30 protein-coding genes are annotated in these 25,231 nt (G+C 50.7%); 13 read left to right on the top strand and 17 right to left on the bottom strand.

From position 1 onward, the window contains the following. The first annotated feature begins 177 nt into the window (after positions 1–177). From ACJHXA_RS12565 to ACJHXA_RS12600, 8 genes are read left to right on the top strand one after another with little or no spacing between them, the layout of a single operon-like run. Entirely contained in the window at positions 178–969 is a 792-nt protein-coding gene (locus ACJHXA_RS12565; protein ID WP_000843401.1) for a 3-ketoacyl-ACP reductase, read from the top strand. Positions 970–978: 9 nt separating this feature from the next. Then, positions 979–1,821 (top strand): sugar phosphate isomerase/epimerase family protein, encoded by an 843-nt coding sequence (locus ACJHXA_RS12570; RefSeq protein WP_001205229.1) that lies wholly within the window; start codon positions 979–981, stop codon positions 1,819–1,821. Between the two features lie 9 nt (positions 1,822–1,830). Next, positions 1,831–2,607 carry an enoyl-CoA hydratase/isomerase family protein gene (locus ACJHXA_RS12575; RefSeq protein WP_001283566.1) on the top strand — a complete coding sequence of 259 codons (777 nt, stop codon included), beginning with the start codon at positions 1,831–1,833 and terminating at the stop codon, positions 2,605–2,607. A gap of 9 nt (positions 2,608–2,616) precedes the next feature. Further along, entirely contained in the window at positions 2,617–4,158 is a 1,542-nt protein-coding gene (locus ACJHXA_RS12580) for an acyl CoA:acetate/3-ketoacid CoA transferase (protein WP_001226944.1), read from the top strand. Further along, entirely contained in the window at positions 4,155–6,236 is a 2,082-nt protein-coding gene (locus ACJHXA_RS12585) for an FAD-binding protein (protein WP_103262022.1), read from the top strand. Before ACJHXA_RS12580 ends, ACJHXA_RS12585 begins: the two co-directional genes overlap by 4 nt. Positions 6,237–6,256: 20 nt before the next feature. Beyond that, positions 6,257–6,733 carry a TRAP transporter small permease gene (locus tag ACJHXA_RS12590; RefSeq protein ID WP_001244358.1) on the top strand — a complete coding sequence of 159 codons (477 nt, stop codon included), beginning with the start codon at positions 6,257–6,259 and terminating at the stop codon, positions 6,731–6,733. 42 nt (positions 6,734–6,775) lie between these two features. Continuing rightward, positions 6,776–8,077, top strand: coding sequence for a TRAP transporter large permease (locus ACJHXA_RS12595; RefSeq protein WP_024227757.1), 1,302 nt, complete (start codon positions 6,776–6,778; stop codon positions 8,075–8,077). A 52-nt stretch (positions 8,078–8,129) separates the two neighbouring features. Next, positions 8,130–9,101, top strand: a complete 972-nt coding sequence (locus ACJHXA_RS12600; RefSeq protein ID WP_000695886.1) for a TRAP transporter substrate-binding protein — start codon at positions 8,130–8,132, stop codon at positions 9,099–9,101. Between the two features lie 111 nt (positions 9,102–9,212). On the opposite strand, the gene rplI is transcribed toward ACJHXA_RS12600, so the two are convergent. The 4 genes from rplI to rpsF are packed head-to-tail and all read right to left on the bottom strand — an operon-like array spanning position 9,213 to position 10,652. Further along, on the bottom strand, positions 9,213–9,662 hold the full coding sequence (rplI, locus tag ACJHXA_RS12605; RefSeq protein WP_001196062.1) for a 50S ribosomal protein L9: 450 nt from the start codon (positions 9,660–9,662) through the stop codon (positions 9,213–9,215). 41 nt (positions 9,663–9,703) lie between these two features. After that, the gene (gene rpsR, locus ACJHXA_RS12610; RefSeq protein WP_000135199.1) at positions 9,704–9,931 is read right to left on the bottom strand and encodes a 30S ribosomal protein S18; all 228 of its coding nucleotides are present in this window, start codon (positions 9,929–9,931) and stop codon (positions 9,704–9,706) included. Between the two features lie 4 nt (positions 9,932–9,935). Next, on the bottom strand, positions 9,936–10,250 hold the full coding sequence (priB, locus tag ACJHXA_RS12615) for a primosomal replication protein N (protein WP_001296681.1): 315 nt from the start codon (positions 10,248–10,250) through the stop codon (positions 9,936–9,938). Positions 10,251–10,256: 6 nt separating this feature from the next. Beyond that, positions 10,257–10,652: a 30S ribosomal protein S6 gene (gene rpsF / locus ACJHXA_RS12620; RefSeq protein ID WP_001216676.1), complete on the bottom strand. Its 396-nt coding sequence runs from the start codon at positions 10,650–10,652 to the stop codon at positions 10,257–10,259. Positions 10,653–10,978: 326 nt separating this feature from the next. On the opposite strand from rpsF, the gene yjfY reads away from it, so the two are divergent. After that, positions 10,979–11,254: a DUF1471 family protein YjfY gene (gene yjfY, locus ACJHXA_RS12625; protein WP_000492911.1), complete on the top strand. Its 276-nt coding sequence runs from the start codon at positions 10,979–10,981 to the stop codon at positions 11,252–11,254. A 128-nt stretch (positions 11,255–11,382) separates the two neighbouring features. On the opposite strand, the gene ulaF is transcribed toward yjfY, so the two are convergent. The 6 genes from ulaF to ulaA are packed head-to-tail and all read right to left on the bottom strand — an operon-like array spanning position 11,383 to position 15,789. Then, on the bottom strand, positions 11,383–12,069 hold the full coding sequence (gene ulaF, locus ACJHXA_RS12630) for an L-ribulose-5-phosphate 4-epimerase UlaF (RefSeq protein ID WP_001170846.1): 687 nt from the start codon (positions 12,067–12,069) through the stop codon (positions 11,383–11,385). Then, the gene (gene ulaE / locus ACJHXA_RS12635; RefSeq protein ID WP_000949539.1) at positions 12,069–12,923 is read right to left on the bottom strand and encodes an L-ribulose-5-phosphate 3-epimerase UlaE; all 855 of its coding nucleotides are present in this window, start codon (positions 12,921–12,923) and stop codon (positions 12,069–12,071) included. Before ulaE ends, ulaF begins: the two co-directional genes overlap by 1 nt. A 9-nt stretch (positions 12,924–12,932) precedes the next feature. After that, positions 12,933–13,583 carry a 3-keto-L-gulonate-6-phosphate decarboxylase UlaD gene (gene ulaD, locus ACJHXA_RS12640; RefSeq protein ID WP_001502824.1) on the bottom strand — a complete coding sequence of 217 codons (651 nt, stop codon included), beginning with the start codon at positions 13,581–13,583 and terminating at the stop codon, positions 12,933–12,935. 13 nt (positions 13,584–13,596) lie between these two features. Next, positions 13,597–14,061: a PTS ascorbate transporter subunit IIA gene (gene ulaC / locus ACJHXA_RS12645; RefSeq protein ID WP_000776520.1), complete on the bottom strand. Its 465-nt coding sequence runs from the start codon at positions 14,059–14,061 to the stop codon at positions 13,597–13,599. 9 nt (positions 14,062–14,070) lie between these two features. Next, the gene (gene ulaB / locus ACJHXA_RS12650) at positions 14,071–14,376 is read right to left on the bottom strand and encodes a PTS ascorbate transporter subunit IIB (RefSeq protein ID WP_000218362.1); all 306 of its coding nucleotides are present in this window, start codon (positions 14,374–14,376) and stop codon (positions 14,071–14,073) included. 15 nt (positions 14,377–14,391) lie between these two features. Beyond that, positions 14,392–15,789 (bottom strand): PTS ascorbate transporter subunit IIC, encoded by a 1,398-nt coding sequence (ulaA, locus tag ACJHXA_RS12655; protein WP_001296880.1) that lies wholly within the window; start codon positions 15,787–15,789, stop codon positions 14,392–14,394. Between the two features lie 354 nt (positions 15,790–16,143). On the opposite strand from ulaA, the gene ulaG reads away from it, so the two are divergent. Next, positions 16,144–17,208: an L-ascorbate 6-phosphate lactonase gene (gene ulaG, locus ACJHXA_RS12660; RefSeq protein ID WP_001295191.1), complete on the top strand. Its 1,065-nt coding sequence runs from the start codon at positions 16,144–16,146 to the stop codon at positions 17,206–17,208. Between the two features lie 107 nt (positions 17,209–17,315). Next, positions 17,316–18,071, top strand: a complete 756-nt coding sequence (ulaR, locus tag ACJHXA_RS12665; RefSeq protein WP_000133631.1) for an HTH-type transcriptional regulator UlaR — start codon at positions 17,316–17,318, stop codon at positions 18,069–18,071. On the opposite strand, the gene yjfP is transcribed toward ulaR, so the two are convergent. Continuing rightward, the gene (gene yjfP, locus ACJHXA_RS12670) at positions 18,068–18,817 is read right to left on the bottom strand and encodes an esterase (protein ID WP_000569728.1); all 750 of its coding nucleotides are present in this window, start codon (positions 18,815–18,817) and stop codon (positions 18,068–18,070) included. The two genes, ulaR and yjfP, sit on opposite strands and share 4 nt — an antisense overlap. A gap of 181 nt (positions 18,818–18,998) precedes the next feature. On the opposite strand from yjfP, the gene bsmA reads away from it, so the two are divergent. Together bsmA and yjfN are read left to right on the top strand one after the other, a co-directional pair. Then, the gene (bsmA, locus tag ACJHXA_RS12675) at positions 18,999–19,328 is read left to right on the top strand and encodes a biofilm peroxide resistance protein BsmA (RefSeq protein ID WP_000254642.1); all 330 of its coding nucleotides are present in this window, start codon (positions 18,999–19,001) and stop codon (positions 19,326–19,328) included. 148 nt (positions 19,329–19,476) lie between these two features. Further along, positions 19,477–19,752, top strand: coding sequence for a DUF1471 family protease activator YjfN (gene yjfN, locus ACJHXA_RS12680; protein WP_000811566.1), 276 nt, complete (start codon positions 19,477–19,479; stop codon positions 19,750–19,752). Positions 19,753–19,868: 116 nt separating this feature from the next. Here yjfN and ACJHXA_RS12685 read toward each other — a convergent pair whose 3' ends face one another. The 6 genes from ACJHXA_RS12685 to ACJHXA_RS12710 all read right to left on the bottom strand — a co-directional run bounded on the left by ACJHXA_RS12685 (position 19,869) and on the right by ACJHXA_RS12710 (position 25,216). After that, a complete protein-coding gene (locus ACJHXA_RS12685) occupies positions 19,869–21,494 on the bottom strand; it encodes an isovaleryl-CoA dehydrogenase (RefSeq protein WP_001299838.1) in 1,626 nt (541 codons plus the stop codon). Positions 21,495–21,577: 83 nt separating this feature from the next. Beyond that, the gene (locus ACJHXA_RS12690; protein ID WP_000943996.1) at positions 21,578–22,741 is read right to left on the bottom strand and encodes a glutathionylspermidine synthase family protein; all 1,164 of its coding nucleotides are present in this window, start codon (positions 22,739–22,741) and stop codon (positions 21,578–21,580) included. Positions 22,742–22,743: 2 nt separating this feature from the next. After that, the gene (locus ACJHXA_RS12695; protein WP_000101653.1) at positions 22,744–23,382 is read right to left on the bottom strand and encodes a DUF1190 domain-containing protein; all 639 of its coding nucleotides are present in this window, start codon (positions 23,380–23,382) and stop codon (positions 22,744–22,746) included. 9 nt (positions 23,383–23,391) lie between these two features. Further along, entirely contained in the window at positions 23,392–23,790 is a 399-nt protein-coding gene (locus tag ACJHXA_RS12700; protein WP_000547760.1) for a DUF350 domain-containing protein, read from the bottom strand. A 17-nt stretch (positions 23,791–23,807) separates the two neighbouring features. Then, complete coding sequence (locus ACJHXA_RS12705; RefSeq protein WP_000012553.1) at positions 23,808–24,467, bottom strand: YjfK family protein; 660 nt, start codon at positions 24,465–24,467, stop codon at positions 23,808–23,810. Positions 24,468–24,517: 50 nt separating this feature from the next. Beyond that, on the bottom strand, positions 24,518–25,216 hold the full coding sequence (locus tag ACJHXA_RS12710) for a PspA/IM30 family protein (RefSeq protein WP_000511955.1): 699 nt from the start codon (positions 25,214–25,216) through the stop codon (positions 24,518–24,520). Between the last annotated feature and the right edge of the window lie 15 nt (positions 25,217–25,231).

Here is a 25,231-nt window from a genome sequence, read left to right on the forward strand (position 1 = left end):
TCATAACCGGATTTGATCTCAGCGACAGCAAAAAGGATAAAATTCGTAATTTCATTGAGTTATCAAATTACCTGTGATCACTCTCGCAGATCAACCAACTAGATGGTTGATCTTTTTACCTGCCAGTCGCAAGCTAATCATCACTAAAGAAAACAATATTCAAAAGAGGGTTATTGTATGAAATCCACTCGTCCAGTTGCCGTGATTACCGGAGCCGCTCGTGGTATTGGAAAGGGCTGTGCGCTGGAGCTTGCTCGTGGCGGGTTTAACCTGCTGATTAACGATCGTCCCGATGCCGACAGCGTAGAAAAACTGCATATCACACAACAAGAATGTTTGGCAGAAGGCGTGGAAGTCATTTGCTTCCCTGCCGATGTCGGCGATCTCTCCTTGCATGAAGAGATGCTCGACGCGGCGCAAAACCAGTGGGGGCGTCTGGACTGCCTGCTCAATAACGCCGGGATTTCAGTGAAAAAACGCGGTGACCTCCTCGACCTCGAACCAGACAGCTTCGATCAAAACATTGCCATTAACACCCGCGCGCCGTTCTTCCTTGCTCAGGCATTCAGTAAGCGCTTACTGGCACAGCCGAAACCGGAAGCGGAACTGCCGCACCGCTCGATTATTTTCGTCAGTTCCATCAACGCCATCATGCTGGCGATGAATCGCGGCGAATACACCATTGCCAAAACCGCCGTTTCTGCCGCTGCTCGTCTATTTGCTGCTCGCCTTTGTAATGAACAAATTGGCGTTTATGAAGTGCGCCCAGGTCTCATCAAAACTGATATGACTATTCCGGCAACGGCTTATTACGACGAACTGATTGCCAAAGGTCTGGTGCCGTGGGGACGTTGGGGTTATCCGGCTGATATTGCTTCCACCGTCCGCGCGATGGCGGAAGGTAAACTGATTTACACCTGTGGTCAGGCGGTCGCCATCGACGGCGGCTTAAGTATGCCGCGCTTCTGAGGCTGAATCATGAGAGATCTGTTACAACGCCCGGATTTATTCAGTATCAATACCGCAACACTGGGCTATAAAACGCCGCTACCCGCCATTATTGATGCCTGCGCTGCACGCGGTATTGGCGCAATTGCCCCCTGGCGCAGGGAGTTGCAGGGCGAAGATCTCCAGCAGATCGCCCGTCAGCTTGCCGCCAGTAAGATGAACGTTTCCGGTTTGTGCCGTAGCACCTACTACACCGCACCGACGCTGGCGGAGCGCAAACTGGCGATTGACGATAACCGCCGGGCGCTGGACGACGCCGCTGTACTGAATGCCGCCTGTTATATGCAGGTGGTTGGCGGTCTGCCAACGGGCACTAAAGATCTATATGAAGCGCGGGAACAAGTGAAACAAGGGATTCGCCAGTTGCTGCCACATTCGAAAGATGTCGGCGTGCCAATTGCACTGGAGCCGCTGCACCCGATGACCGCAGCCGATCGTTCCTGTCTGTGCACGTTACGTCAGGCGCTGGACTGGTGTGATGAACTCGATCCCGATGGCGAATTTGGCCTCGGCGTGGCGGTAGATGTCTACCATGTTTGGTGGGACCCGGATCTCGCCAGTCAGATCCTGCGTGCCGGAAAACGCATCCTCGCGTTTCATGTTTCCGACTGGTTAGTGCCGACCACTGATCTGGTCAATGACCGTGGTATGCCGGGAGATGGCGTCATCAATATTCCGTCAATTCGTCGGCTGGTTGAAAACGCCGGATTTAATGGTGCTATTGAACTGGAAATATTCTCGCCTTACTGGTGGCAGAAAGATATTAACAGCACGCTGGATATTAGCGTCGATCGCATCGCGCATTATTGTTAAGGAATGATCATGAGTGACCAACCCGTTCTGTTCAGCAGAGTGGCGGCTTCCTGCCGCCTGACATTGAACCGTGAAGATAAATGTCATGCTATTAACGAAGAGATGATCGAATCTCTCGACCATTATTTAAATGAAATTGAAAACGACACCACATTACGATTAGTCGAATTAACGGCAACCGGCGATAAATTCTTTTGTGCGGGCGGCGATATTAAATCGTGGTCGGCCTATTCGCCATTAGATATGGGCAGAAAATGGATTAAACGCGGTAATGACGTTTTTAATCGCCTGCGAAACTTACCCCAATTAACCGTTGCGAATCTCAACGGTCATACCATCGGCGGTGGTATTGAACTGGCCTTGTGCTGCGATATTCGTATTGCCCGCCCCGGCGCGAAATTCTCTAACCCGGAAGTGATGCTCGGCATGGTGCCTGGCTGGATGGGCATTGAACGTGTGCTTAATCAGGTTGGTCCGGTGGTCGGTCGCCAGATGCTGATGCTGGGTAAACGCCTGACGGCGCAGGAAGCCCAGGCGGCGAATTTAATTGATGAAGTGGTAGAAATAGAACAGGTGGAAAGCTGGATGGCGAACCAGTTAGCGCAGCTGGAAAAATGCGGTCCGGTGGCACTGGCGCATATTAAGCAACTGATTCTGGCACTGGAAAATAAACATGCCGATTACCCGCACCAGCTACTGGCCGGATTAATGTCCGCCACTCAGGATTGCCAGCAGGCGACGCGCGCCTTTGCCGAAAAAAGTAGCGTGAGCTTCCATAATCAATAAGGAAATTGTATGCGTAAGATAACAACCGCCGAGGCACTGGCGGCGCAAATTCAGGACGGCGCAACCATTGCCATTAGCGGTAACGGCGGCGGCATGGTGGAAGCCGACCATATTCTGGCTGCTATTGAAGCGCGTTTCCTGCAAACCGGACACCCTCGCGACCTGACGCTAATCCACTCGCTGGGTATTGGCGATCGCGACTGCAAAGGCACTAACCGTTTTGCGCACGCAGAGATGCTCAAACGCATTATTGCCGGGCACTTTACCTGGTCGCCCAAAATGCAGGCGCTGGTAAAAAATAACACGATTGAAGCCTACTGCTTTCCTGGTGGCGTGATTCAGGCACTGCTACGGGAGATCGGCGCCGGACGTCCGGGGCTTTTTACCCACGTTGGGCTGGGATCGTTTGTTGATCCACGCAATGGCGGCGGTAAGTCGAATGAATGCACTACCGACGACCTGGTAGAACTGATTGAAATCGACGGTGAAACCAAACTTCGTTATCGCCCTTTCAAAGTGGATTACGCGATTTTGCGTGGCACTTATGCCGATCCTCGAGGCAACGTCAGCCTTGAAGAAGAAGCGATTGATATGGATAGCTATTCCATGGCGCTGGCAGCACACAACAGCGGCGGCAAAGTGTTCGTACAGGTACGCGATGTGCTGGAAGCTGGCGCGATTGAACCACGCCGGGTCAAATTACCGGGCATTCTGGTTGATGGCATCGTTGAACACCGCGAACAACCACAAACCTATCTTGGCGGTTACGACCTGACCATCAGCGGCCAACATCGCCGTCTGAGTTCTAACGACGCCATTGAACTGGTTAGTCATCCGGTACGTCGCCTGATTGCCCGTCGGGCGGCACGCGAACTGGTAGCTGGCGCTTCAACCAACTTTGGCTTTGGTATTCCTGGGGGTATTCCAGGCGTAGCGCTGCGCGAAGGCGTGCCTTACCAAAGTTTATGGCTGAGCGTCGAGCAAGGCGTGCATAACGGTATGATGCTGGATGATGCGTTTTTCGGCTGCGCCCGCAACGCCGATGCCATTATTCCATCACTCGATCAATTTGAGTTCTACAGTGGCGGAGGAATCGATATCACCTTCCTCGGCATGGGAGAGATGGATCAGTACGGTAACGTCAACGTATCCCATCTCAATGGCAATCTCATTGGTCCCGGCGGTTTTCTCGAAATTGCGCAAAACGCCCGTAAAGTGGTGTTCTGCGGCACGTTCGACGCCAAAGGTAGCAAGATTGATGTAACGCCAGATGGCTTGCATATCACCCAGTCAGGTCAAATCCCTAAACTGGTTACCCAGGTGGAAAAAATCACTTTTAGCGCCGCCTACGCACAGCAAAGTGGTCAGGAAGTGTTGTATATCACTGAACGCGCAGTATTCCAGTTAACGGCAGAAGGCGTTGAATTAATTGAAATCGCGCCGGGTGTGGAGATTGAGCGCGACATTCTGCCGTATATGGCTTTCCGTCCAATTATCAAGCACCCACGCCTGATGGAAAGTAGCCTGTTTACGCCGATGGAGGATGCATGAGTCAGCTTGATGACACCATCCTTGATGCGCTGACGCACGTTACTTTCCCAAAGGGTTTTGCACAGGCAGAGCCCGCATGGGTTGTCACGGTAGACGGTGTTGATTACCCACTCTGGCAAACAGATGCCCTGGTAGTCGGCAGTGGTGCAGCAGGATTACGTGCGGCAGTTGAACTTAAACGCCGCCAGCAAAATGTGCTGATCGCTACCGCCGGGTTATATATGGGGACGTCGGCATGTTCTGGTTCCGATAAACAGACACTATTTACCGCCGCTACCGCGGGCAACGGCGACAACTTCACCAAACTGGCAGAGGCACTGGCGAGCGGTGGGGCGATGGATCACGACACCGCTTATGTCGAAGCGGTAGGTTCTCTGCACACTCTAGGCGGGTTGCAATATCTTGGTCTGGAATTACCGGAAGATCGCTATGGCGCGATTCTTCGTTATCAAACCGACCATGACGAAGCCGGGCGTGCAACCTCGTGTGGGCCGCGTACCTCAAGGTTAATGGTGAAAGTGCTGTTGGAAGAAGTACAGCGCCTCGCCATTCCAGTGTTGACCAGTGCAACAGTGATTAAACTGCTGCATCAGCGTGACGAAAACGGCGAAGACCGCGTGGCAGGGGCAATCCTCGCGACCGGTCATCGCGCCCATAACCCATGGGGGCTGGCAATTGTGACTGCGCCCAATGTGGTACTGGCAACAGGAGGGCCTGGCGAGCTTTATCGCGACAGTGTTTATCCACATAAATGCTTCGGCTCGCTGGGGCTGGCGCTGGAGGAAGGTCTGACGCTAACCAATCTGACCGAAAGCCAGTTTGGTATAGGCACGCCGCGTAGCACGTTTCCGTGGAATTTATCCGGCACCTATGTACAGGTGATCCCGTATATCTATTCCGTGGATGCTGAGGGTAACGAGTATAACTTCCTCGCGGATTACTATCGCACCACCCAGGAGCTGGCTTCAAACATTTTCCGTAAAGGCTATCAGTGGCCGTTCCACGCCACGCGGGTGATGGATTTTGGCTCCAGCTTGTTAGATATGGCAGTAGCGCAAGAGCAGCAATCAGGGCGTCAGGTATTTATGGATTTCAATCGCAATCCTGAAGCGGTGCCGGGTGACCTGCCGTTCTCATTAGATCGACTGGACGACGACGTTCGCGCGTATCTGGAAAATAACGACGCTCTGGCACCATCGCCCATCGAACGGCTGCAACGAATGAATCCGCTGTCTATCTCGCTGTATAAGATGCACGGTTACGATCTCACCACACAGCCTTTGCAGTTTGCCATGAATAATCAGCATATGAATGGCGGCATTGAAGTGGATATCTGGGGACAAACCTCCCTGCCCGGCTGTTTCGCCGTGGGGGAAGTTGCTGGCACACACGGCGTCACTCGCCCTGGTGGTGCAGCATTGAATGCCGGGCAGGTTTTTGCTGTTCGTCTGGCACGTTTTATTGGTTGCACGCAAAAGCGGAATATTGATGGAGATATAGCACAGCTGGTAGCTCCTACACTGGCTTCTATAAGAGAGATCATTACTCAGGCGCACGATAACGGGACCGGGATGCCGTTGTCGGTTGTGAGAGAAAAAATTCAGGCACGAATGTCTGACCATGCGGGATTTATTTGCCATGCCGATAAAGTCCGACGCGCCACTCGCGATGCCCTGCTATTGAGCGAATTTGTCCAACGGCATGGATTGGCTATCAAACATGTGGGTGAAGTTGCCGAGCTGTTTATGTGGCGGCATATGGCACTGACTTCTGCCGCCGTATTAACGCAATTAACGCATTATATTGACGCAGGTGGTGGTAGTCGGGGAGCACGTATTATTCTCGACAGGGATGGAAATTCTATTCCGCAAACACGAAATGGTTTTTGTGATGCCTGGCGCTTTCGTTCAGAGCGTACTGAGGATAAAAAAGATAAACTACTTATTCATTATTGCAACGGTATCTTTCACGTCAGAGAAACACCTGTTCGTGAGTTTCCTATTATCCGAGGTATTTGGTTTGAAAAAAACTGGCCTGGTTTTTTTAATGGGACAATTTACCAGCCACAGGATGAATGATATTGCAAAGGTTAATCACTATGCGAAATATAATTAGATCTATTAATGCTCTGCTTGCAGCATTGAACATTACCATTTTGGCGATCATCGTGGCATGTGTGACGTGGCAGGTGGCTGCACGATTTATATTTACTAGCCCCAGTATTTTTACAGATGAACTCAGCCGTTTGCTCTTTATTTGTCTTGGACTTTTTGGTGGGGCATACACCGCAGGGCAAAACCGGCATCTGGCGATTGACCTGCTACCTATGATGCTGAAAGGAAAAGCCCGACGTCATTTATTTTTGTGTATTCAGATTATCGTTATTATCTTCGCAACCATCATTATGGTATATGGTGGTGGGCTATTAACGATGGATACATTCGATTCAGGTCAGACCTCGCCCGCTTTAGGCTGGCAAATGGGATATATCTATATGAGCATCCCGATTAGTGGTGTACTTATTATTATATACACCATAGATATGGTTTTAACCGAACTTAAACAACCACTCTAAAGATAACAAACAACAACCAACCATAGTAGGAATGGAGAAATTATGGATTACTGGTTACCGATTATTGTGTTATTTGGTGCCTTCTTTTTTATGTTGGCATTAGGTGTACCTATTGTTTATGCCATTGGTTTATCGACACTGGCATCAATTTCCACACAACTCGATTTCAACTCAGCATTGAGTGTGGTTTCCCAAAAGTTAGCCTCCGGGTTAGATAGTTTTACGTTGTTGGCAATCCCATTTTTTATCTTGTCTGGCAACATTATGAATCATGGAGGAATAGCGCGACGATTAATCAACTTTGCCCGTATTCTCGGCGGTCGTCTGCCAGGCTCACTTGCCCACTGTAATATTCTCGCCAATATGCTGTTCGGGGCAATTTCTGGTTCAGCCGTGGCTTCGGCGGCTGCGATGGGCGGCGTCATGCATCCGCAACAGGTTAAAGAGGGCTACGACCCGGCATTCAGTACTGCGGTTAACGTTGCCTCTGCCCCGACGGGTTTGCTTATTCCACCAAGTAATACGTTAATCGTCTATTCACTGGTCAGTGGTGGTACTTCTATTGCCGCACTGTTCCTGGCGGGTTATGTTCCGGGGATTTTGCTGGGTCTGGCACTGATGGTAATAGCCGGTATTATCGCTGTACGTCGCGGTTATCCAAAACCAGAACGTCCGACTTTGCGCCAGGCTGGCGTTGCGATATGGATGGCTATCCCCAGTATTTTCCTGATTGTGTTAATTATGGGTGGCGTACTAAGCGGTATTTTTACTCCAACCGAAGCCTCCGCAATTGCGGTAATTTATACCCTTTTCCTTGCACTGGTTCTTTATCGTGAAATCTCAGTTAAAGATTTACCTAAAATATTTCTGGAATCCGTTATTACCACTGCAATTGTCTTGTTATTAATTGGTTCTTCGATGGGAATGTCATGGGCAATGTCAAACGCTGACGTTCCCTTCCTGATTCTCGATTTGCTTAACACTATTTCTGACAACCCAATAATAATCCTGCTTATTATCAATATTATCCTGTTGATTATCGGCACTTTTATGGATATGACACCGGCGGTACTGATTTTTACGCCGATATTTTTACCGGTTGTCACCGAACTGGGCATGGCCCCGATTCACTTTGGTATTGTCATGGTGCTGAACATGTGTATCGGTATTTGTACTCCGCCTGTAGGCAGTGTGTTATTTGTCGGTTGTAGTGTATCTAAATTACCGATTAATAAAATTATCAAACCTATGCTGCCATTCTATGCCGTGATGGTATTGGTGCTGGCAATGGTGACCTATATTCCGCAAATCAGTATGGCATTGCCAAGAGCACTGGGTTACTGATGCGCATTCACTAGCGGCACCTGCCGCCATATTTATTAGAAAAGGAACATCTATGAAAATAAAAGTATCCGCTGGCATTATCGGTGCTGTTCTTATGTTATCCGCAAGCCAGTCCTGGGCAGTGACATTAAAACTGAGTCATAATCAGGATAAGTCTCATCCTGTTCATAAAGCGATGGAGTTCTTTGCGAAAAAGAGCAAAGAGTACTCTAACGGTGATATTACTATTCGTATTTATCCAAATGGAACATTGGGTACTCAACGAGAAACAATGGAGCTGATTCGTTCTGGCGCTATTCCACTGGTAAAAACCAATGCGGCAGAAATGGAAGCATTTGAAAATTCCTATAAATTATTTAGCCTGCCTTATTTGTTCCGCGATCGTGATCATTATTATCAGGTCATGCAGGGCGATATCGGGAGAAAAATCCTCGACTCAACGAAAAGCAAAGGTTATTTCGGGCTGACTTTTTATGATGGAGGCGCCCGCAGTTTCTATGGCAATAAACCAGTACTGAAACCAGACGATCTGAAAGGCATGAAAGTCCGTGTCCAGCCAAGCCCTGGCGCAGTTGAAATGATCAAAGTCATGGGCGGTAACCCGACGCCACTGGATTACGGCGAGTTGTATACAGCCTTACAGCAGGGTGTGGTCGATATGGCAGAAAACAGCGTGATGGCGCTGACCACCATGCGTCACGGTGAAGTGGCAAAATCCTTCAGCCTTGACGAACACACTATGGTTCCCGATGTGGTTCTGATGAGCAATGCTGCGTTTGATAAACTTAGCCCGGAAAATCAGGCAGTTATATTAAAAGCAGCTAAAGAATCAATGAGCTATATGAAAGACTTGTGGAGCGAGGAAGAGAAACAAGAATTTGCGAAACTGGATAAAATGGGCGTGAAAGTCTACCAGGTAGATAAAGCTCCGTTTATCGAGAAAGTACAGCCAATGTACGCAAACTTCGCTAAGGACAACCCAGCCCTTGCCCCAATGCTGGCTGATATTCAGGCAGCTAAGTAATTATCTTCGTAGGGCTGCTTATTGTGGCCCTTATCGATATCTGCAAGTGCTCGCTACAAAAGCAAAACGCCGACCAATGGTCGGCGTTTTTACGTCTCGTTGAATAACGAATTATTCAGCTACTACGTTTACGATCACTTTCGCGAATACTTCGCTGTGAACCTGGAAGCTCACTTCGTGTTCGCCAGTGGTACGCAGAACGCCGTTCGGCAGACGAACTTCGCTCTTAGCCACTTCAACGCCAGCTGCAGTTACAGCGTCAGCGATGTCGCGAGTACCGATGGAACCGAACAGTTTACCTTCGTCGCCAGCTTTAGACGCGATGGTAACAGTTTCCAGTGCATTGATTTTCTCAGCGCGAGCATTAGCAGCTGCCAGAACTTCAGCCAGTTTAGCTTCCAGTTCAGCGCGACGTGCTTCGAAGAATTCAATGTTTTTCTTGGTAGCTGGAACAGCTTTACCCTGCGGTACCAGGAAGTTACGAGCATAGCCCGCTTTAACGTTTACCTGATCACCCAGGCTACCCAGGTTTGCTACTTTATCAAGCAGAATAACTTGCATTACCTTATCCTCTCAAAGTCGTATTAATGGACCGTGACCGATTACTGATGGCGATCAGTGTACGGCAGCAGGGACAGGTAGCGAGCGCGTTTGATAGCGCGAGCCAGCTGACGCTGGTATTTTGCACGGGTACCGGTGATACGGCTTGGGACAATCTTACCGCTTTCGGTGATGTAGTTTTTCAGCGTAGCGATATCTTTATAGTCGATCTCTTGAACGCCTTCCGCGGTGAAACGGCAGAACTTGCGACGACGGAAATAACGTGCCATATGGCTAGTCTCCAGAATCTATCAATTCAATCTGCTCGGCATGCAAAACCATTTTGCTCAGTCCGTTCTTTGCCTTGTGGCATGAAATGAACCCCTGAACGGTTATGCGACTGCCGACCGTTATACTGTGAGTAATGGCCTGGTTTTCGTGTCCGCTAACAATAACGGGCATTTGACACCATGCCTGCCGGTGAAAGCCGGCTTCCTCCTGCACAGAACGATGCTCAAGCACGAACTGGCAGTGAGGAATTCCTGATGGACTGACCTTTCGAAGGGGAGTCCTGCACACGGTGCCGGACAACACCAGACGGTTGGTCATCAGAAATTACTCTTCAGAATCCCCAGCTTCAGCATCATCAGCGGTTTCGTTTGCGAAATCATCGCGACGCTCACGGCGCTCGTCTTTCGCTTTAACCATCGGAGATGCTTCGGTAACAGCGTGCTTGGTACGCATAACCATGCTGCGGATAACGGCATCGTTGAAGCGGAAGGTAGTTTCCAGCTCATCGATCACTTCCTGCGGAGCTTCAACGTTCATCAGAACGTAGTGTGCTTTGTGCAGTTTGTTGATCGGGTAAGCCAGCTGACGGCGGCCCCAGTCTTCCAGACGGTGGATCTTGCCTTCTGCACCAGTGATGGCAGCAGTGTAGCGCTCGATCATGCCCGGAACCTGTTCGCTCTGGTCAGGATGGACCATAAAAACGATTTCGTAATGACGCATCGAATTGCTCCTTACGGATTATTCAGCCTCCTGTCTGGGTCAGCCGAATCCCGGGGAGGCAAGGAACGTGTTAAAGGTCGGCTGAAAAATGACGCGTTATAGTACTTGTATGCCCCGCTAAACTCAAGGGCAGAGCCGAAATAAATCTCCCCTTTCGCAATTAACCTCTAAACCGCTGATTTGGAGTTCATCACACTTCATCATGGTGTTTTTTTGAACAACTGCATCAGAAATGGTCACCATCAACTTCTTTATCATTGATTAAAATTAAATCAGAAGATCATCACAGAGGAGAGCACACAAAGTCAGCCGTCGAGGAGGTATCTATGTTCAGTCGAGTTTTAGCCCTTCTGGCTGTGCTTTTGCTAAGTGCAAATACATGGGCAGCCATTGAAATCAATAACCACCAGGCCAGAAATATGGACGATATGCAAAGCTTAGGCGTGATTTATATCAATCATAATTTCGCCACTGAAAGTGAAGCACGTCAGGCATTAAATGAAGAAACAGATGCGCAGGGCGCAACGTACTACCACGTAATTCTGATGCGGGAACCGGGGAGTAACGGCAATATGCACGCCAGCGCGGATATTTATCGCTAGCACCAGGTATAACCAACGAAACATTGCCATAGTTTGCTTTGCCCCCTTCGCAGGGGGCTTTTTTTGAAAAACGGCTGCGGAATTAGACCAGTTATCTCCCGAAGAAGGAAATTTCCGCAGCGCGTGTTTTACTTCTGCCCGTAATAAGCGTTAGGACCGTGCTTACGCATGAAGTGTTTATTCATGAGGAAGCTGTCGATGTGATTCAGTTGTGGGTTAATACTGCGCGCAATCCACGCCATTTTCGCCACTTCTTCCATCACTACCGCGTTATGCACCGCATCGTGAGCATCTTTCCCCCAGGCGAACGGCCCGTGCTGATACACCACAATCCCCGGCGTATGCAGCGGCTCGGCGTCACCCAGCGTTTCGATAATCACTTCGCCGGTGTTCAGTTCATACTCGCCCTGCACCTCTTCTTCGCTTAATCCGCGCGTGCACGGGATATCGCCAAAGAAGTAGTCGGCGTGCGTGGTGCCTAGCGCCGGAATTGCCAGCCCCGCCTGCGCCCATGCGGTGGCATGAGTGGAGTGGGTATGGACAATGCCGCCAAGCGACGGGTAACGACGGTAGAGTTCGAGATGCGTCGCAGTGTCGGAAGATGGGCGATACTCCCCTTCCACCACCTTGCCGCTCATATCAACCACCACCATATCGGCCGCTTTCATGGTTTCGTAGGCAACGCCGCTGGGCTTGATCACCACCAGCCCGCGTTCGCGGTCGATAGCGCTGACGTTGCCCCAGGTAAAGGTCACCAGCCCGTAGCGCGGCAGCTCCATGTTGGCTTCAAATACCTGCTGTTTTAGCTTTTGCATTATGCCGCCTCCACCATGCCCGCTTTCGCCATGCGCGCTTTCACCCAATCACGCGCTTTCGCCACTTCTGCCGCCGGGTCTTCCGCCGTTTCGCTCCACATCTCAATCAGGTACGGCCCGCAATAGCCACTCTGTTTGAGCGTTTCGAAACAACGTTCGAAATCCACTACACCTTCGCCAAACGGCACGTTTTTGAAGACGCCAGGTTTGGTGTCTTTCACATGTACCGCGACGATATGCCCGATTCCGGCCTGCAACTCCATCTGCACATCGTTGTCCCACGCCGACAGGTTGCCGATATCCGGGTAGAGCTGGAACCACGGGTTGTTGAGATAGTGCGCGTAACCCAGCGCCTTGCTGATGGAGTTCATCAACGGATAATCCATGATCTCCATCGCCAGCGTCACCTGCGCGCGGCTTGCCATCTCAACGCTCTCTTTCAGGCCGTCACGGAAACGACGACGCGTTTCGTTATTGGCTTCCTGATAGTAAACGTCATAGCCCGCCAGCTGGATCACGCGAATGCCAACGTCCTGGGCGAACTGGATGGCTTTACGCATAATCTCCAGCCCCTGCGCCCGCACCGCGTCATCTTCGCTGCCCAACGGAAAACGACGATGGGCAGAAAGGCACATGGACGGCACACGCACGCCGGTTTCAACAATCGCATTCACCAGCGCCAGACGCTGCTCGCGGCTCCAGTCGAGGCGCGACAGGCGCTCGTCAGTTTCATCTACCGACATCTCGACAAAATCGAAGCCCAACGTTTTTGCCAGTCGCAGGCGTTCCAGCCAGCACTCCCCGGCGGGGAGCGCTTTTTCATAGATGCCAAGCGGGATTTGTTTGGACAACATATCCGCTCCTTAGCCCCACAGTTCGGCGATGGAACGTTTGAACTGACGCGCGGCTTCAACCGGAGAAGCGGCATCACGGATGCTGCGACCGGCGATAAACACATGAATTGGAATGCCTTTGAACAGCGGCAGATCTTCCAGCGCCAGGCCACCGGTGACGGTGACTTTGAAGCCCATATCGGAAAGACGTTTGATCGCAGTGATATCGGCTTCACCCCATGCCACGCCAGCGGCCTGCGCGTCACGGCTGCGGTGATAAACCACCTGCTGAATACCTGCATCGCGCCACTGTTGCGCCTGTTCCCAGGTCCAGTAACCGGTCAGTTCGATCTGCACGTCGCCGTTAAACTCTTTTGCCACGTCCAGCGCACCTTTGGCGGTGTTGATATCCGCACAACAAATCACGGTCACCCAGTCAGCGTTGGCTTCGAAGCACATACGCGAAAGGATTTTGCCTGCATCGGCAATTTTGGCGTCAGCCAGTACGATTTTGTGCGGGTAGAGCGCTTTCAGATCGCGAACCGCACGCACGCCTTCGCCCACGCACAGAATGGTACCCACTTCGATAATGTCGACTTCTTCGGCAATCAGGCGAGTGGTTTCGTAGGCGCTATCCATTGTCTGGTTGTCCAGCACGACTTGCAACATCGGTAATGACATGTTCAATTCCTTCTTAAGCTGCCGCGTTGGTGCGGTCAATGAGATCCAGTACTTCCTGCTCGGTACGGCAGGCGCGTAAACGGTCGAAATTCTCTTCATCTTCAAACAGGTTGACGATCTGCATGATGCCCACTTCCTGGTGAGTGTTGGCATCAACCGCCGCCATGGTGATGAGGATATCCACCGGATCGTTGTCGTCGTGGTTAAATTCCAGCGGCTTTTTCAGCGTTACCAGAGAGAAACCGGTTTTCTTAACGCCCTCTTCCGGACGCCCGTGCGGCATTGCCAGCCCCGGAGCGATAACGAAATAAGGACCAAACTGTTCAACGCCATCCAGAATCGCCTGGTAGTAACGCGGCTCTACCACATCTGCCGCTACCAGCAGGTCAACGCCGATTTTCACCGCTTCCTGCCAGGTATTTGCTTCGGCCTGCAGGCGGATGGATTTATTTTCAGCCAGCGAATCACGTAATTTCATGGCGCGTCCTTACTTCACATCCTGCGGGAAATGTTCTTTGATCACTTCCAGCAGTTTCGGGCCAAAGTCGGCAGGAGAGAGCATGTTGCGCACACCAACCACGTATTTGTTGCCGGTCACGGTGATTTCGCCCGCAATGTGCGTAGAAGCGATGATGATATCCGCGCCGCTCAACTCGCTTTTGTATTCGCCAACCGCGCAGCTGTTTACCGTGTGGTCAATGTTTGATTGGGTTAAAAACTGGTCCACTTTCATCTTCATGATCATGGAACTGCCTTGTCCGTTGCCACACACAGCCAGAATACGTACGGTCATAATCAAAACTCCTTATTAAGCAGACTGTTCTGCCAGTTGTTTTTCTGCATCTTCTTCTGCGCGCAGTGCGCGGCCAGCGAAGAACATATAAGCCAGTGCAATTACAATGATGACGGCCATAAAGGCGATACCGATGGAGAAGAAGCCCTGCATCATCGGCGGTGCCAGAATCGACCAGTCCGCCATACCCATCCAGGCACTCATACCGGTAAGTTTCACCGCCCAGACGCAACCAAAGATTTCGATCATCCCCATCACCAGACAAATCTTCAGCGCCGCACGCCAGCCACCGAAGTGGTTAGCGAACACGCCGATGGTGGCGTTGGAGAAGAACATCGGGATAAAGCCTGGAATAATCAGGATCGAGGAACCGCAGGCGACCAGGATGCCAACCGCAATCAGCTGACCGATGGTGCCCCACATAAAGCCCCAAACCACGGCGTTCGGCGCGAAGCTATAGATAGCCGCACAGTCAATCGCCAGAACCGCACCAGGGATCAGGCGCTGGGAGATACCGTTAAATGCTTCAGAGAGTTCCGCCACAAACATGCGCACGCCCTGAGTGATGATGAAGATCGCCACCGCGAAGGAGAAACCAGTTTGCAGGATGTACACCGTCCAGTTCACTTTGCCTGCCATCGCCTGCACGGTGTCGATACCGAAGGAGAGCAGAATGGCACCAAAGAAGATTGTCATCACAATCGCCGTGGAGACGATGTTGTCGTGGAAAATATTCAGCCAGCCTGGCAGTTTGAGGTCTTCAACGCTTTCCTCTTTTTTGCCGAGGAACGGCGCAACTTTATAGGCAATCCATGATGCAAACTGTTGCTGGTGACCGATGGAGAAACCGCAGCCGTCCGTCACTTCCTGAGTCGGCTTGTACATTATGTTGGAGGTAATGCCCCAGTAGAGCGAAACCAGAATCGCCGTGCAGATAATGGTCGTCCACATGGAGTAGCCGAAAATAAACAACGTAACGGCAATCAGCCCCGCCTGCTGGAACATGATATGACCAGTCAGCATGATGGTACGAATACCGGTAATGCGACGCAGCAGCACGTAACAGATGTTCAACGCCAGCGCTAACAACACCGCGTAACCTACCCAGCTATAGGCATCGCCCATGCGGTCGATGGTTGCCATCATCGACGCGTAAGTATCGGAAATTGCGCCGTTAATGCCGTAGACTTCGGACATTTTCGCCACCACCGGTTTGAAGGTGCTGGTGAGGATGCCGGACCCTGCCTGCAACAACATGAAACCAATTATGGTTTTAATCGTGCCTTTAATAATAACGCTGACACTTTTGCGCAGTAGGATGTAGCCCAGACAGGTCACAATACCCAGCAACAACGGGGCATTGGTCATGACCTGGTTAAAAAACACGGTAAAGATGTTGTAGAGGATCTCCATAACGATCTCCTGAAGAAGAGGTAACCGGGTATTCCACACACCCGGAATGTTGTGCACTCACTCTAATTTTCAAAAGTAATCACAACAAGATTATTTATGATTAAATGTGACGCGACCCGCAAATAATTCCACATGGATAGAATGGGATTCACACAACGAAACAACTATTCATTTAAATTCATTTAGTTAATTGAATTACACATTCCATTAAATCTTTCCACACTCAAAATCAACAACCACTTCCCTGGCAAAAAGTCAAAAAATGGTCATTGCCTTCCTGAAAAAATAGTGTCAGGATTAATCAAAACCAATCACATATTGATTCGAATTGAACTATCATGAAGGTAAATGGCGATGAGTAAAGTGAAAAGTATCACCCGAGAATCCTGGATCCTGAGCACTTTCCCGGAGTGGGGTAGCTGGCTGAATGAAGAAATTGAACAAGAGCAGGTCGCCCCTGGCACATTTGCGATGTGGTGGCTAGGCTGCACCGGGATCTGGTTGAAATCAGAAGGTGGCACCAACGTTTGCGTTGATTTCTGGTGCGGCACTGGCAAACAAAGTCACGGTAACCCGTTAATGAAACAGGGTCACCAGATGCAGCGCATGGCTGGCGTGAAAAAACTGCAGCCAAACCTACGCACCACCCCGTTTGTTCTTGATCCGTTTGCGATTCGCCAGATCGACGCGGTACTGGCGACTCACGATCACAACGATCATATCGACGTTAACGTCGCTGCTGCCGTGATGCAGAACTGTGCTGATGACGTACCATTCATTGGACCGAAAACCTGCGTTGATTTGTGGATTGGCTGGGGCGTACCGAAAGAGCGTTGCATCGTGGTCAAACCGGGCGATGTTGTAAAAGTGAAAGACATTGAAATTCATGCGCTTGACGCTTTCGACCGTACTGCACTGATCACCCTGCCTGCCGATCAAAAAGCGGCTGGCGTACTGCCGGACGGCATGGACGATCGCGCGGTGAACTATCTGTTCAAAACGCCTGGCGGCTCCCTGTATCACAGCGGCGACTCCCACTACTCTAACTATTATGCGAAGCACGGTAACGAACATCAGATCGATGTGGCGTTAGGATCGTATGGTGAGAACCCGCGCGGTATTACCGACAAAATGACCAGCGCCGATATGCTGCGTATGGGTGAAGCCCTGAATGCGAAAGTGGTTATCCCGTTCCACCACGACATCTGGTCAAACTTCCAGGCCGATCCGCAAGAGATCCGCGTGCTGTGGGAGATGAAAAAAGATCGTCTGAAGTATGGCTTCAAGCCGTTTATCTGGCAGGTTGGCGGCAAATTTACCTGGCCGCTGGATAAAGACAACTTCGAGTACCACTATCCGCGCGGTTTCGATGATTGCTTCACTATTGAACCGGATCTGCCGTTCAAGTCATTCCTGTAATCTGTCGTTTATACCGGATAGCGTGGAGAAGTTCGCGCTATCCGGCGTAGTATTTCCTGGCTATTTCAAATATCATCTAAAAAAATCAAATTTTATCGGAATAGCTCATGACTGAAGCACAAAGACATCAAATCCTCCTGGAAATGCTCGCACAATTGGGCTTTGTGACCGTTGAGAAAGTCGTTGAGCGTCTGGGAATTTCGCCTGCCACTGCGCGACGCGATATCAATAAACTTGACGAAAGCGGCAAACTGAAAAAGGTGCGCAATGGCGCAGAAGCTATTACCCAGCAGCGCCCGCGCTGGACGCCGATGAATCTGCATCAGGCGCAGAATCACGATGAAAAAGTACGTATCGCTAAAGCAGCCTCGCAGCTGGTTAATCCGGGCGAAAGCGTAGTCATCAACTGCGGCTCCACCGCGTTTCTGCTTGGGCGGGAAATGTGTGGCAAGCCAGTGCAAATCATCACTAATTATCTACCGCTGGCAAATTACCTGATCGATCAAGAACATGACAGCGTGATCATTATGGGTGGACAGTACAACAAAAGTCAGTCCATCACTTTAAGCCCGCAGGGCAGCGAAAACAGTCTCTATGCCGGGCACTGGATGTTTACCAGCGGAAAAGGGCTGACCGCAGAAGGGTTGTATAAAACCGATATGCTGACAGCAATGGCAGAGCAGAAGATGCTGAGCGTGGTAGGGAAACTGGTGGTACTGGTTGATAGCAGTAAGATTGGCGAACGCGCGGGAATGCTTTTTAGCCGTGCCGATCAAATCGATATGCTGATCACCGGCAAAAATGCTAACCCGGAAATCCTGCAACAACTGGAAGCGCAAGGGGTCAGCATTCTGCGTGTTTAAAGATGCTGGCGGAAAAATGTCACGGCAGCATCTAACGCCTCAGGCGTAATGCGGTGACGCACGCCTGGCTGCCATGAACAGGTTAGCAGTTTATCCCGTCCCGTCTCGCTTAAGGCCTGCTGCAAACGTAGTGATTCGTCGGCAGGCACAACGTCATCGTCGAGGCCATGCCACAGCAGTAGAGGTCTGTCCCCAAGTTGTTCCAGGTGGTTTGTCGCTTCCCACTCTGCCAGCGGCGCGATAATGTTATTGAATTCATTCTGCTGTGCTGCCGTTTCAGGTATCAGCGGTGGAAACAGTGAACGGGCGAGCGATGTAAAATAGCCCGATCCCATCATGCTGGCGGTACATTTCACCGTGGGGTGGCGAGCGGTAATTCCCAGTGCCGTCATCGCGCCCATCGACGCGCCACCGACTGCCAGACGGTCATCAAGCAGCCAGTTTTCTTCGGCTATTGCCGCACGTAAAGTAGTGAATTCCTGCATACTTTGTAGCAAGATTTGCCAGAATTGATTTAACCGCCGCGCTTCGTCGCTACTAAAACGGCTACCGTGATCGGGCGCATCCGGCATGATCACCCGCAAACCAGCCTGCGCCAGCGCAACGGCAAAATAGCTATACACCAGGCTGGATGAAGTAAAGCCGTGATAAAAAATTACGCACGGTAACGGGGTATCTTTTTGCCCGACAGGATAAGCATGAAGAACGGGAATATCTGCCAGCTCGCGTGATTCTATTTCAATCATCTGTCTCTCCTTTTTGTCTGGTATGACATGAAGAAATCCTTAGCACAAGTTTCTGCTGGCGGTATTAGTTCATAATGTTGAGATGTGGGTTACGCTTTCGTCACGTTTTCATTCGAAAATCGCGTACCAGGTAACAATTCGGGAACATTCCCCCAAAGTTAAATTAATAAGGCACTACACTATGGTTAGCAGGAAACGTAATAGCGTTATTTACCGGTTTGCCAGTTTATTATTGGTGTTGATGTTAAGTGCCTGTAGCGCACTGCAAGGTACGCCACAGCCAGCACCGCCAGTAACGAACCATCCGCAAGAGATTCGCCGCGACCAGACGCAAGGGTTACAGCGAATAGGTAGCGTAAGCACGATGGTTCGGGGTTCTCCGGATGACGCTTTAGCAGAAATCAGAGCGAAAGCTGTCGCTGCAAAAGCTGATTATTACGTTGTCGTCATGGTGGACGAAACCATCGTGACAGGACAGTGGTATTCACAAGCCATTTTGTACCGTAAATAAATCAGACAACTTACATAGTCAGCTTTACATTGCTTTGCGTCCCTATGCGTTTACCTGTGCACAATAAATTACCGGCTGGAAGCCTGGGCGTTTATTACCGCGATGGAATGCCCTGCAACATGTGGGGAAACGAAAAATGGAGCTGACGATGAAACAATTACTTGCCTCACCCTCGCTGCAATTAGTGACTTATCCTGCGAGCGCCACGGCACAGTCTGCAGAATTCGCCAGTGCTGACTGCGTGACGGGCCTGAATGAAATAGGTCAGATCTCAGTTAGCAATATTTCAGGGGATCCGCAGGACGTGGAACGTATCGTGGCGTTAAAGGCCGATGAACAAGGTGCGTCATGGTACCGCATTATTACCATGTACGAAGACCAGCAGCCTGATAACTGGCGCGTACAGGCGATCCTGTATGCATGAGTGTCATCTACAGCAAATGAACAATGCCGGATGCGGCGCGAGCGCCTTGTCCGGCCTACAATTTTCACATATTTCATTGAGTTAATCGAAACCAGCGTCGCATCAGTCGTATACGCTTACACACACACTCCCCCCGTCGCCCGCAGCAATAAATCATTCTGGATCTGCTCTGACAACCGTACGCCGCCGCGCGTATCTAACATCACCTGACACCACGCCTGCGCCATTGGCGGAGAGGCATATTTCAACATTTGCGCACCGCAGCCCAGCAGGAATAGCTGATGAGTAATCTCTCGCCCCAGTTCTTCAGCTGGCTTACGCAGCTGCTGCTGTAAACGACGAACCGCGCGATCAAAATAGCGATCCTGCCCTTTCACTTCCACAAATGCTTCCGACAATAAGTCGTATACGCCCGCTTGTTTATTGAGAACGCGCAGCACATCCAGGCACATAATATTGCCGGAACCTTCCCAAATACTGTTTACCGGCATCTCCCGGTAAAGCCGCGGCAGCTCGCTCTCCTCGCAATAACCAATGCCGCCCAGCACCTCCATCGCTTCGGCCACAAACGGCATACCTCTTTTGCAGATCACAAATTTTGCCGCAGGTGTAAATAAACGCGCCCACAGAGCTTCTTTGGCATCGGCACGCCGGTCCCACGCTCGCGCAAGACGAAACAGCAACGCCGTTTGCCCTTCAAGCTGAAGTGCCATGCGACTTAAGACATGACGCATAAGGGGCTGTTGGATCAATGGATTACCAAAAACATGGCGTTGATGTGCATGATAAATCGCCAGCGAGAACGCACGGCGCATCATGGCATGGCTACCCAGGGCGCAATCAAAACGCGTCATCCCACCCATTTTCAGGATCAGACGAATTCCTTCCCCTTCCTGCCCCAACAACCAGCCAATGGCATCCTGAAACTCCACTTCGCAGCTGGCGTTAGAGCGATTACCCAGCTTATCTTTCAGCCGCTCGAGGCGAATCGCGTTGCGTTGCCCGTCAGGCAAAAAGCGCGGCACAAAAAAGCAGGACAAACCGCCCGTAGTCTGCGCCAGCACCAGATGCGCATCGCTTTGCGGCACCGAGAAAAACCATTTATGCCCCACCAGCCGATAAGAGCCATCTTCCAGGCGCTCTGCGCGGGTGGTGTTGCTCATGACATCGGAACCGCCCTGCTTTTCCGTCATTCCCATGCCAATCAACAAACCGCGTTTTTGCCCACCTGGCAATAAGTGAGAATCGTAGCGATCGCTCAGCAGCGGCGTGGTCCAGTCCTGAAACGGCGTGGGTAACATCTGTAACAACAATGGCGTGGCGGCAAAGGTCATGGTTATCGGACATAACGACCCCGCCTCAACCTGCGCATGTAACATAAAACGCGCCGCGCGCGCCACAAATGCGCCGGAGCGAGCGTCTTCTTCCCAGGCAAGATTGTGCACCCGATTGGTACATAGCGCCTGCATCAGCAGGTGCCAGGCGGGGTGAAAACGCACATCGTCCAGACGGCGTCCTTGCGCATCGTAGCGCAATAATTCAGGCGGATTCACATTCGCCAGCCGCCCCAGTTCAAGGGATTCAGCCGTTCCTAACTGCTGACCAATACTGGCTAGAAAATCGCTATCCCAGCCAGCACCTTCACGCGTTACCGCTTCGCAGAGCGCGCCATCAGACAGGTATAAGTTGCTGTTATTTAATGGTATAGGTTGATTAAAAACGGTGTGAGTTTGCCAGTGCACTGTGTCTCCCTCCATCAATGGCAGTCACCTTTAGTATGGTCACTGCCATGGATTCCTGACAGAAAGAGATTGCTAAAACATTCTTAGCCAGCAATGTAATGCGGAACGAAACGAGAGGTGTCTTTGGTGATCAGCGTGTTATCTTCACGGATCCCCATTCCGCACGCTTCATCATCGACAATCCAGCTACCGATGAGTGTGTAGCTATCGCCAAATCGCGGCAGAGGTTGAAACGCCTGGTAGATCATCGGTTCATCGGCGTAATCACCATCAGCGTGGTCAACGACGTTATTCTGACCGTCGAAAATGGTGACGTTGCCGCCTTCGCGCGAGTAGATCGGTTTACGCACATAGCTTTCGCCAGCGGCAATCTGCGGTTTTTCACCTTCAAACCAGGATGCAAGAAGGTTAGGATGACCAGGGAAGAAGCGCCAAAGCAGCGGCATTAGCCCTTTATTACTCAAGATACTTTTCCATAACGGCTCCACCCATTGCTCGCGACGCTTGCGCAGCAGCGGACCGTTATCGTCACGCATCATCCACTCCAGCGGATACAGCTTAAATGCACGCTGGATGACATTATCATCAAGATCGGTCAGTACGCCGCCGACGCCCAAACCGAGATCTTCAATGTAGATAAACCGCGACTCCTGCCCTGCCTGCTGGGCGCAGTCCTGCAAGTACAGCACGGTAGTCCTGTCTTCATCGGTGTCCTGACAGCAGCAAAAATAAAACGGTTCCCGACTGTAAAGCTCACTAAAGCGCGACATCAGGCGTTCCTGAATGGCATTGTACTGATCGGCATCACGCGGAATAATGCCGCTGCGCCGGGCATCCTCCAGCCACAACCACTGGAAATAAGCCGACTCATACAACGAGGTCGGCGTATCGGCGTTGTACTCCAGCAGCTTCACCGGCGCATTGCCACACCAGGCAAAATCCATCCGGCCATACAGCGAAGGATCGCGTGCGCGCCAGCTTTCGGCGATCACATCCCAGTACAACGGCGGGATCGCCAGTTGCGTCAGGATCTCTTCGTCTTTAACCGCGCGATCCACCACCTCAAGGCACATCTGATGCAGTTCCGCAGTCGGTTTTTCGATCTGCTCTTCAATCTGGCGCAGAGTAAAACGGTAAGCCCGACTCTCATCCCAATAGATTTCATTGTCGATGATATGAAAGTCGAAACCGTTGTTAGCGGCGATCTGGTCCAGATCCCGTCGCACAGGAACGTTGTGTCTCAGCATGATTAGCCTCCCCAATGCCCACGGGCGCTGGAAGAACGACCATAGCCGCCGCGCGAAACGGTTGACGCTTTTTTGGTGGTAAAGCCGCCTGAAGAGTAAGACTCTTTTTTGCCAGAACCGGAGCGCCAGGAGTAATCACCGGAAGTGTTGCGCCAGACGGGGCGGGAAGCAAATGAGGATCCGCCGCTGTTATAAACAAACTGCTCATCGCGATCTTTACGAATAACCCGGCTTAACAAAAATCCAGATATTACCGGGATCCAACTCTGTTCAACGTTGTCGTAGTAACAATTTTCATACTTAGACTGACAGTTCTGCTGAGTCATATTCTTCGGAACATCGGCATAAAACGCCGCTTTGGCGTTATTCCAGCCACGCGCGCAAATGTCGGCATTATTACCGTCATCAATACAATCCTGCACTGTCGAGTAAAACGTTCCGTCGCCGTCGTTATCGACATCGCTACTTTCACTCCATCCTTTGACTATTAAAAAAACGGCACCGCCCATTAGCACCAACGTTAAGTATTTTTGTGCGTAGCGATTGCGGCGCGGCTCAAAAGGATTATGCGGTCTTCCAATGCGACTGATCGCTCCGTGACCAATTTTACTGTTATTTCTTGATTTGCGTTTTCTGGCCATGATCGTCCATTACCATGTCATACAAGCTGCGTTAAAAATACCGCCAGCCAGCGCGGCGGTTCCCATAAACATTCCTGCTGCGGTATTGTGATTAATAATTTTTTCGCTTAATGCGGGCATATAAAGTCTGACACCAGCAAAAACGAGTAACTGAATCACCAGTGCAATCCCGCCCCAGGCGAAATAGTCTGGAATACTCACCGCATTGATTGCCGCACTGGATAATGGGATAACGTAACCTAACAATGTACCACTGAACGCCAGTGAAGCCGCGGTATTATTGTTTTTGATTAACTGCCATTCGTTGTGCGGTGTAATTTTAGAATAGATAAAAAGAAAAATAATCACCATAGCCACGCCAATAAAAAAATAGGCGCTAAAGGCAAGAAGTGAATCCAGTATATGCATTGTAAACGTCCTTGTAATTAACCAATAATATGAAGTGATGTCAGCGGGATATCGACACCCAACGCGCGCGAAAATAACCACTCTGGCTCGCCGAGATCGTTAAAAGATTCCTCACCATTTAACAGCAAATATTCGTAAGTATCTTCGGTTACTTGGCGTTGGTAGCCCATGGTAAAATTATGGACCTCCCATTTGGCATGGTTTTGATTTTCTACTTTTTCCAGCATGTAGACGGGTTCGATATTTCCCGGTTCTTCGCTGTTAAAAAATCGCTGCCAGCGTTTTTCCTGCCAGTTTAAGATCATTGCCCCCATCACTTTGGCGTTGATCGCCTCGCGCCAGTGACTCTCTTTACTGATACCGTAGCTCTCTTCATAGACAAAGAGCTTGATATCATCAATGTCATCAATATCTTCGCCGCCGGTGGTATTGATTTGCAGAAATTCATCGCCTGAAGTGTAGTAGCGGAAAATCTGACTACCGCCGCCCAGATCGATGTGGCTGACAGCGGCTACCGTAAATTCCTCACCCGGCAGCGCAATCAGCAATTCATCTTCCAGCAAACGAAACGCTAACGTGTCGAGCGTAAAGCCACTATTGAGATGAAGTCCCAGCGGACCGCGAGCGATAGCAGGCTTATTATCCTTGCCAAACAGACGCTGGAAAAAACCAGACATATTTTATCCTTAAAATAGTTGCCAGCCTTTTAGCGAGGCTGGCAAAAAAATTACTCGCCCTGTTGGCGTTGCAGTCTTGCTAATACATCCTGGGCGCTACTTTTATTGCTACCGCCAATTCCGGCTTCCGCCAGCTTTTCATCAAGATCGCGACCGTCTGCGACTTTTTCCAACTGTGCAGCAGCATCCAGGCGAGCCTGACGTTCGGCCTGACGCGTTTGCAGGCGTTTTAAGGATTCTGCCGCTGTCGAAACGCTGGAAGATGCGCCAACGGTAGAGGTTGTTACAGCCTGTTGTGCACGCTGCATGGCTTCAGTGGCTTTAACGACTTCCATTTGCTGCTCAAACTGAGCGATACGCTGCGCTGTCGCTGTAACTGCTTTTTCCACGCCATCACGGGAGACTTCCAGATTCGACAACACTTGCTCTTCAGCGGTAATGAGATTCTCAAGGCGCGCGATTTCTTCAGCAACTTCGTTAATCAACGACGGATTAACGTTCTTGCTTAACGCTTCCAGCGCACGGGCTTCCAGACTGGCTTTGCGCTCACGTAAATCTTTCAGCTTATCGTGACTTAATTTCACCCGCGCCAGCAGATCAACGCGAGATTTTCCGGCTTTATCGAGTTCAGCTTTAGCGTCACGAATATGCTGTTCCAGCATGCGCACGCCCTGGGTTTCTTCAATGGATTCTTCCGCCTGGGAGATAAACGATTTCCCCAGCGTAAATAAACTTTTTAAAATTCCCATAAATACCCGTCCTTG

This window comes from Escherichia sp. WS33 (assembly GCF_046486385.1).
GTDB lineage: Bacteria > Pseudomonadota > Gammaproteobacteria > Enterobacterales > Enterobacteriaceae > ECMA0423.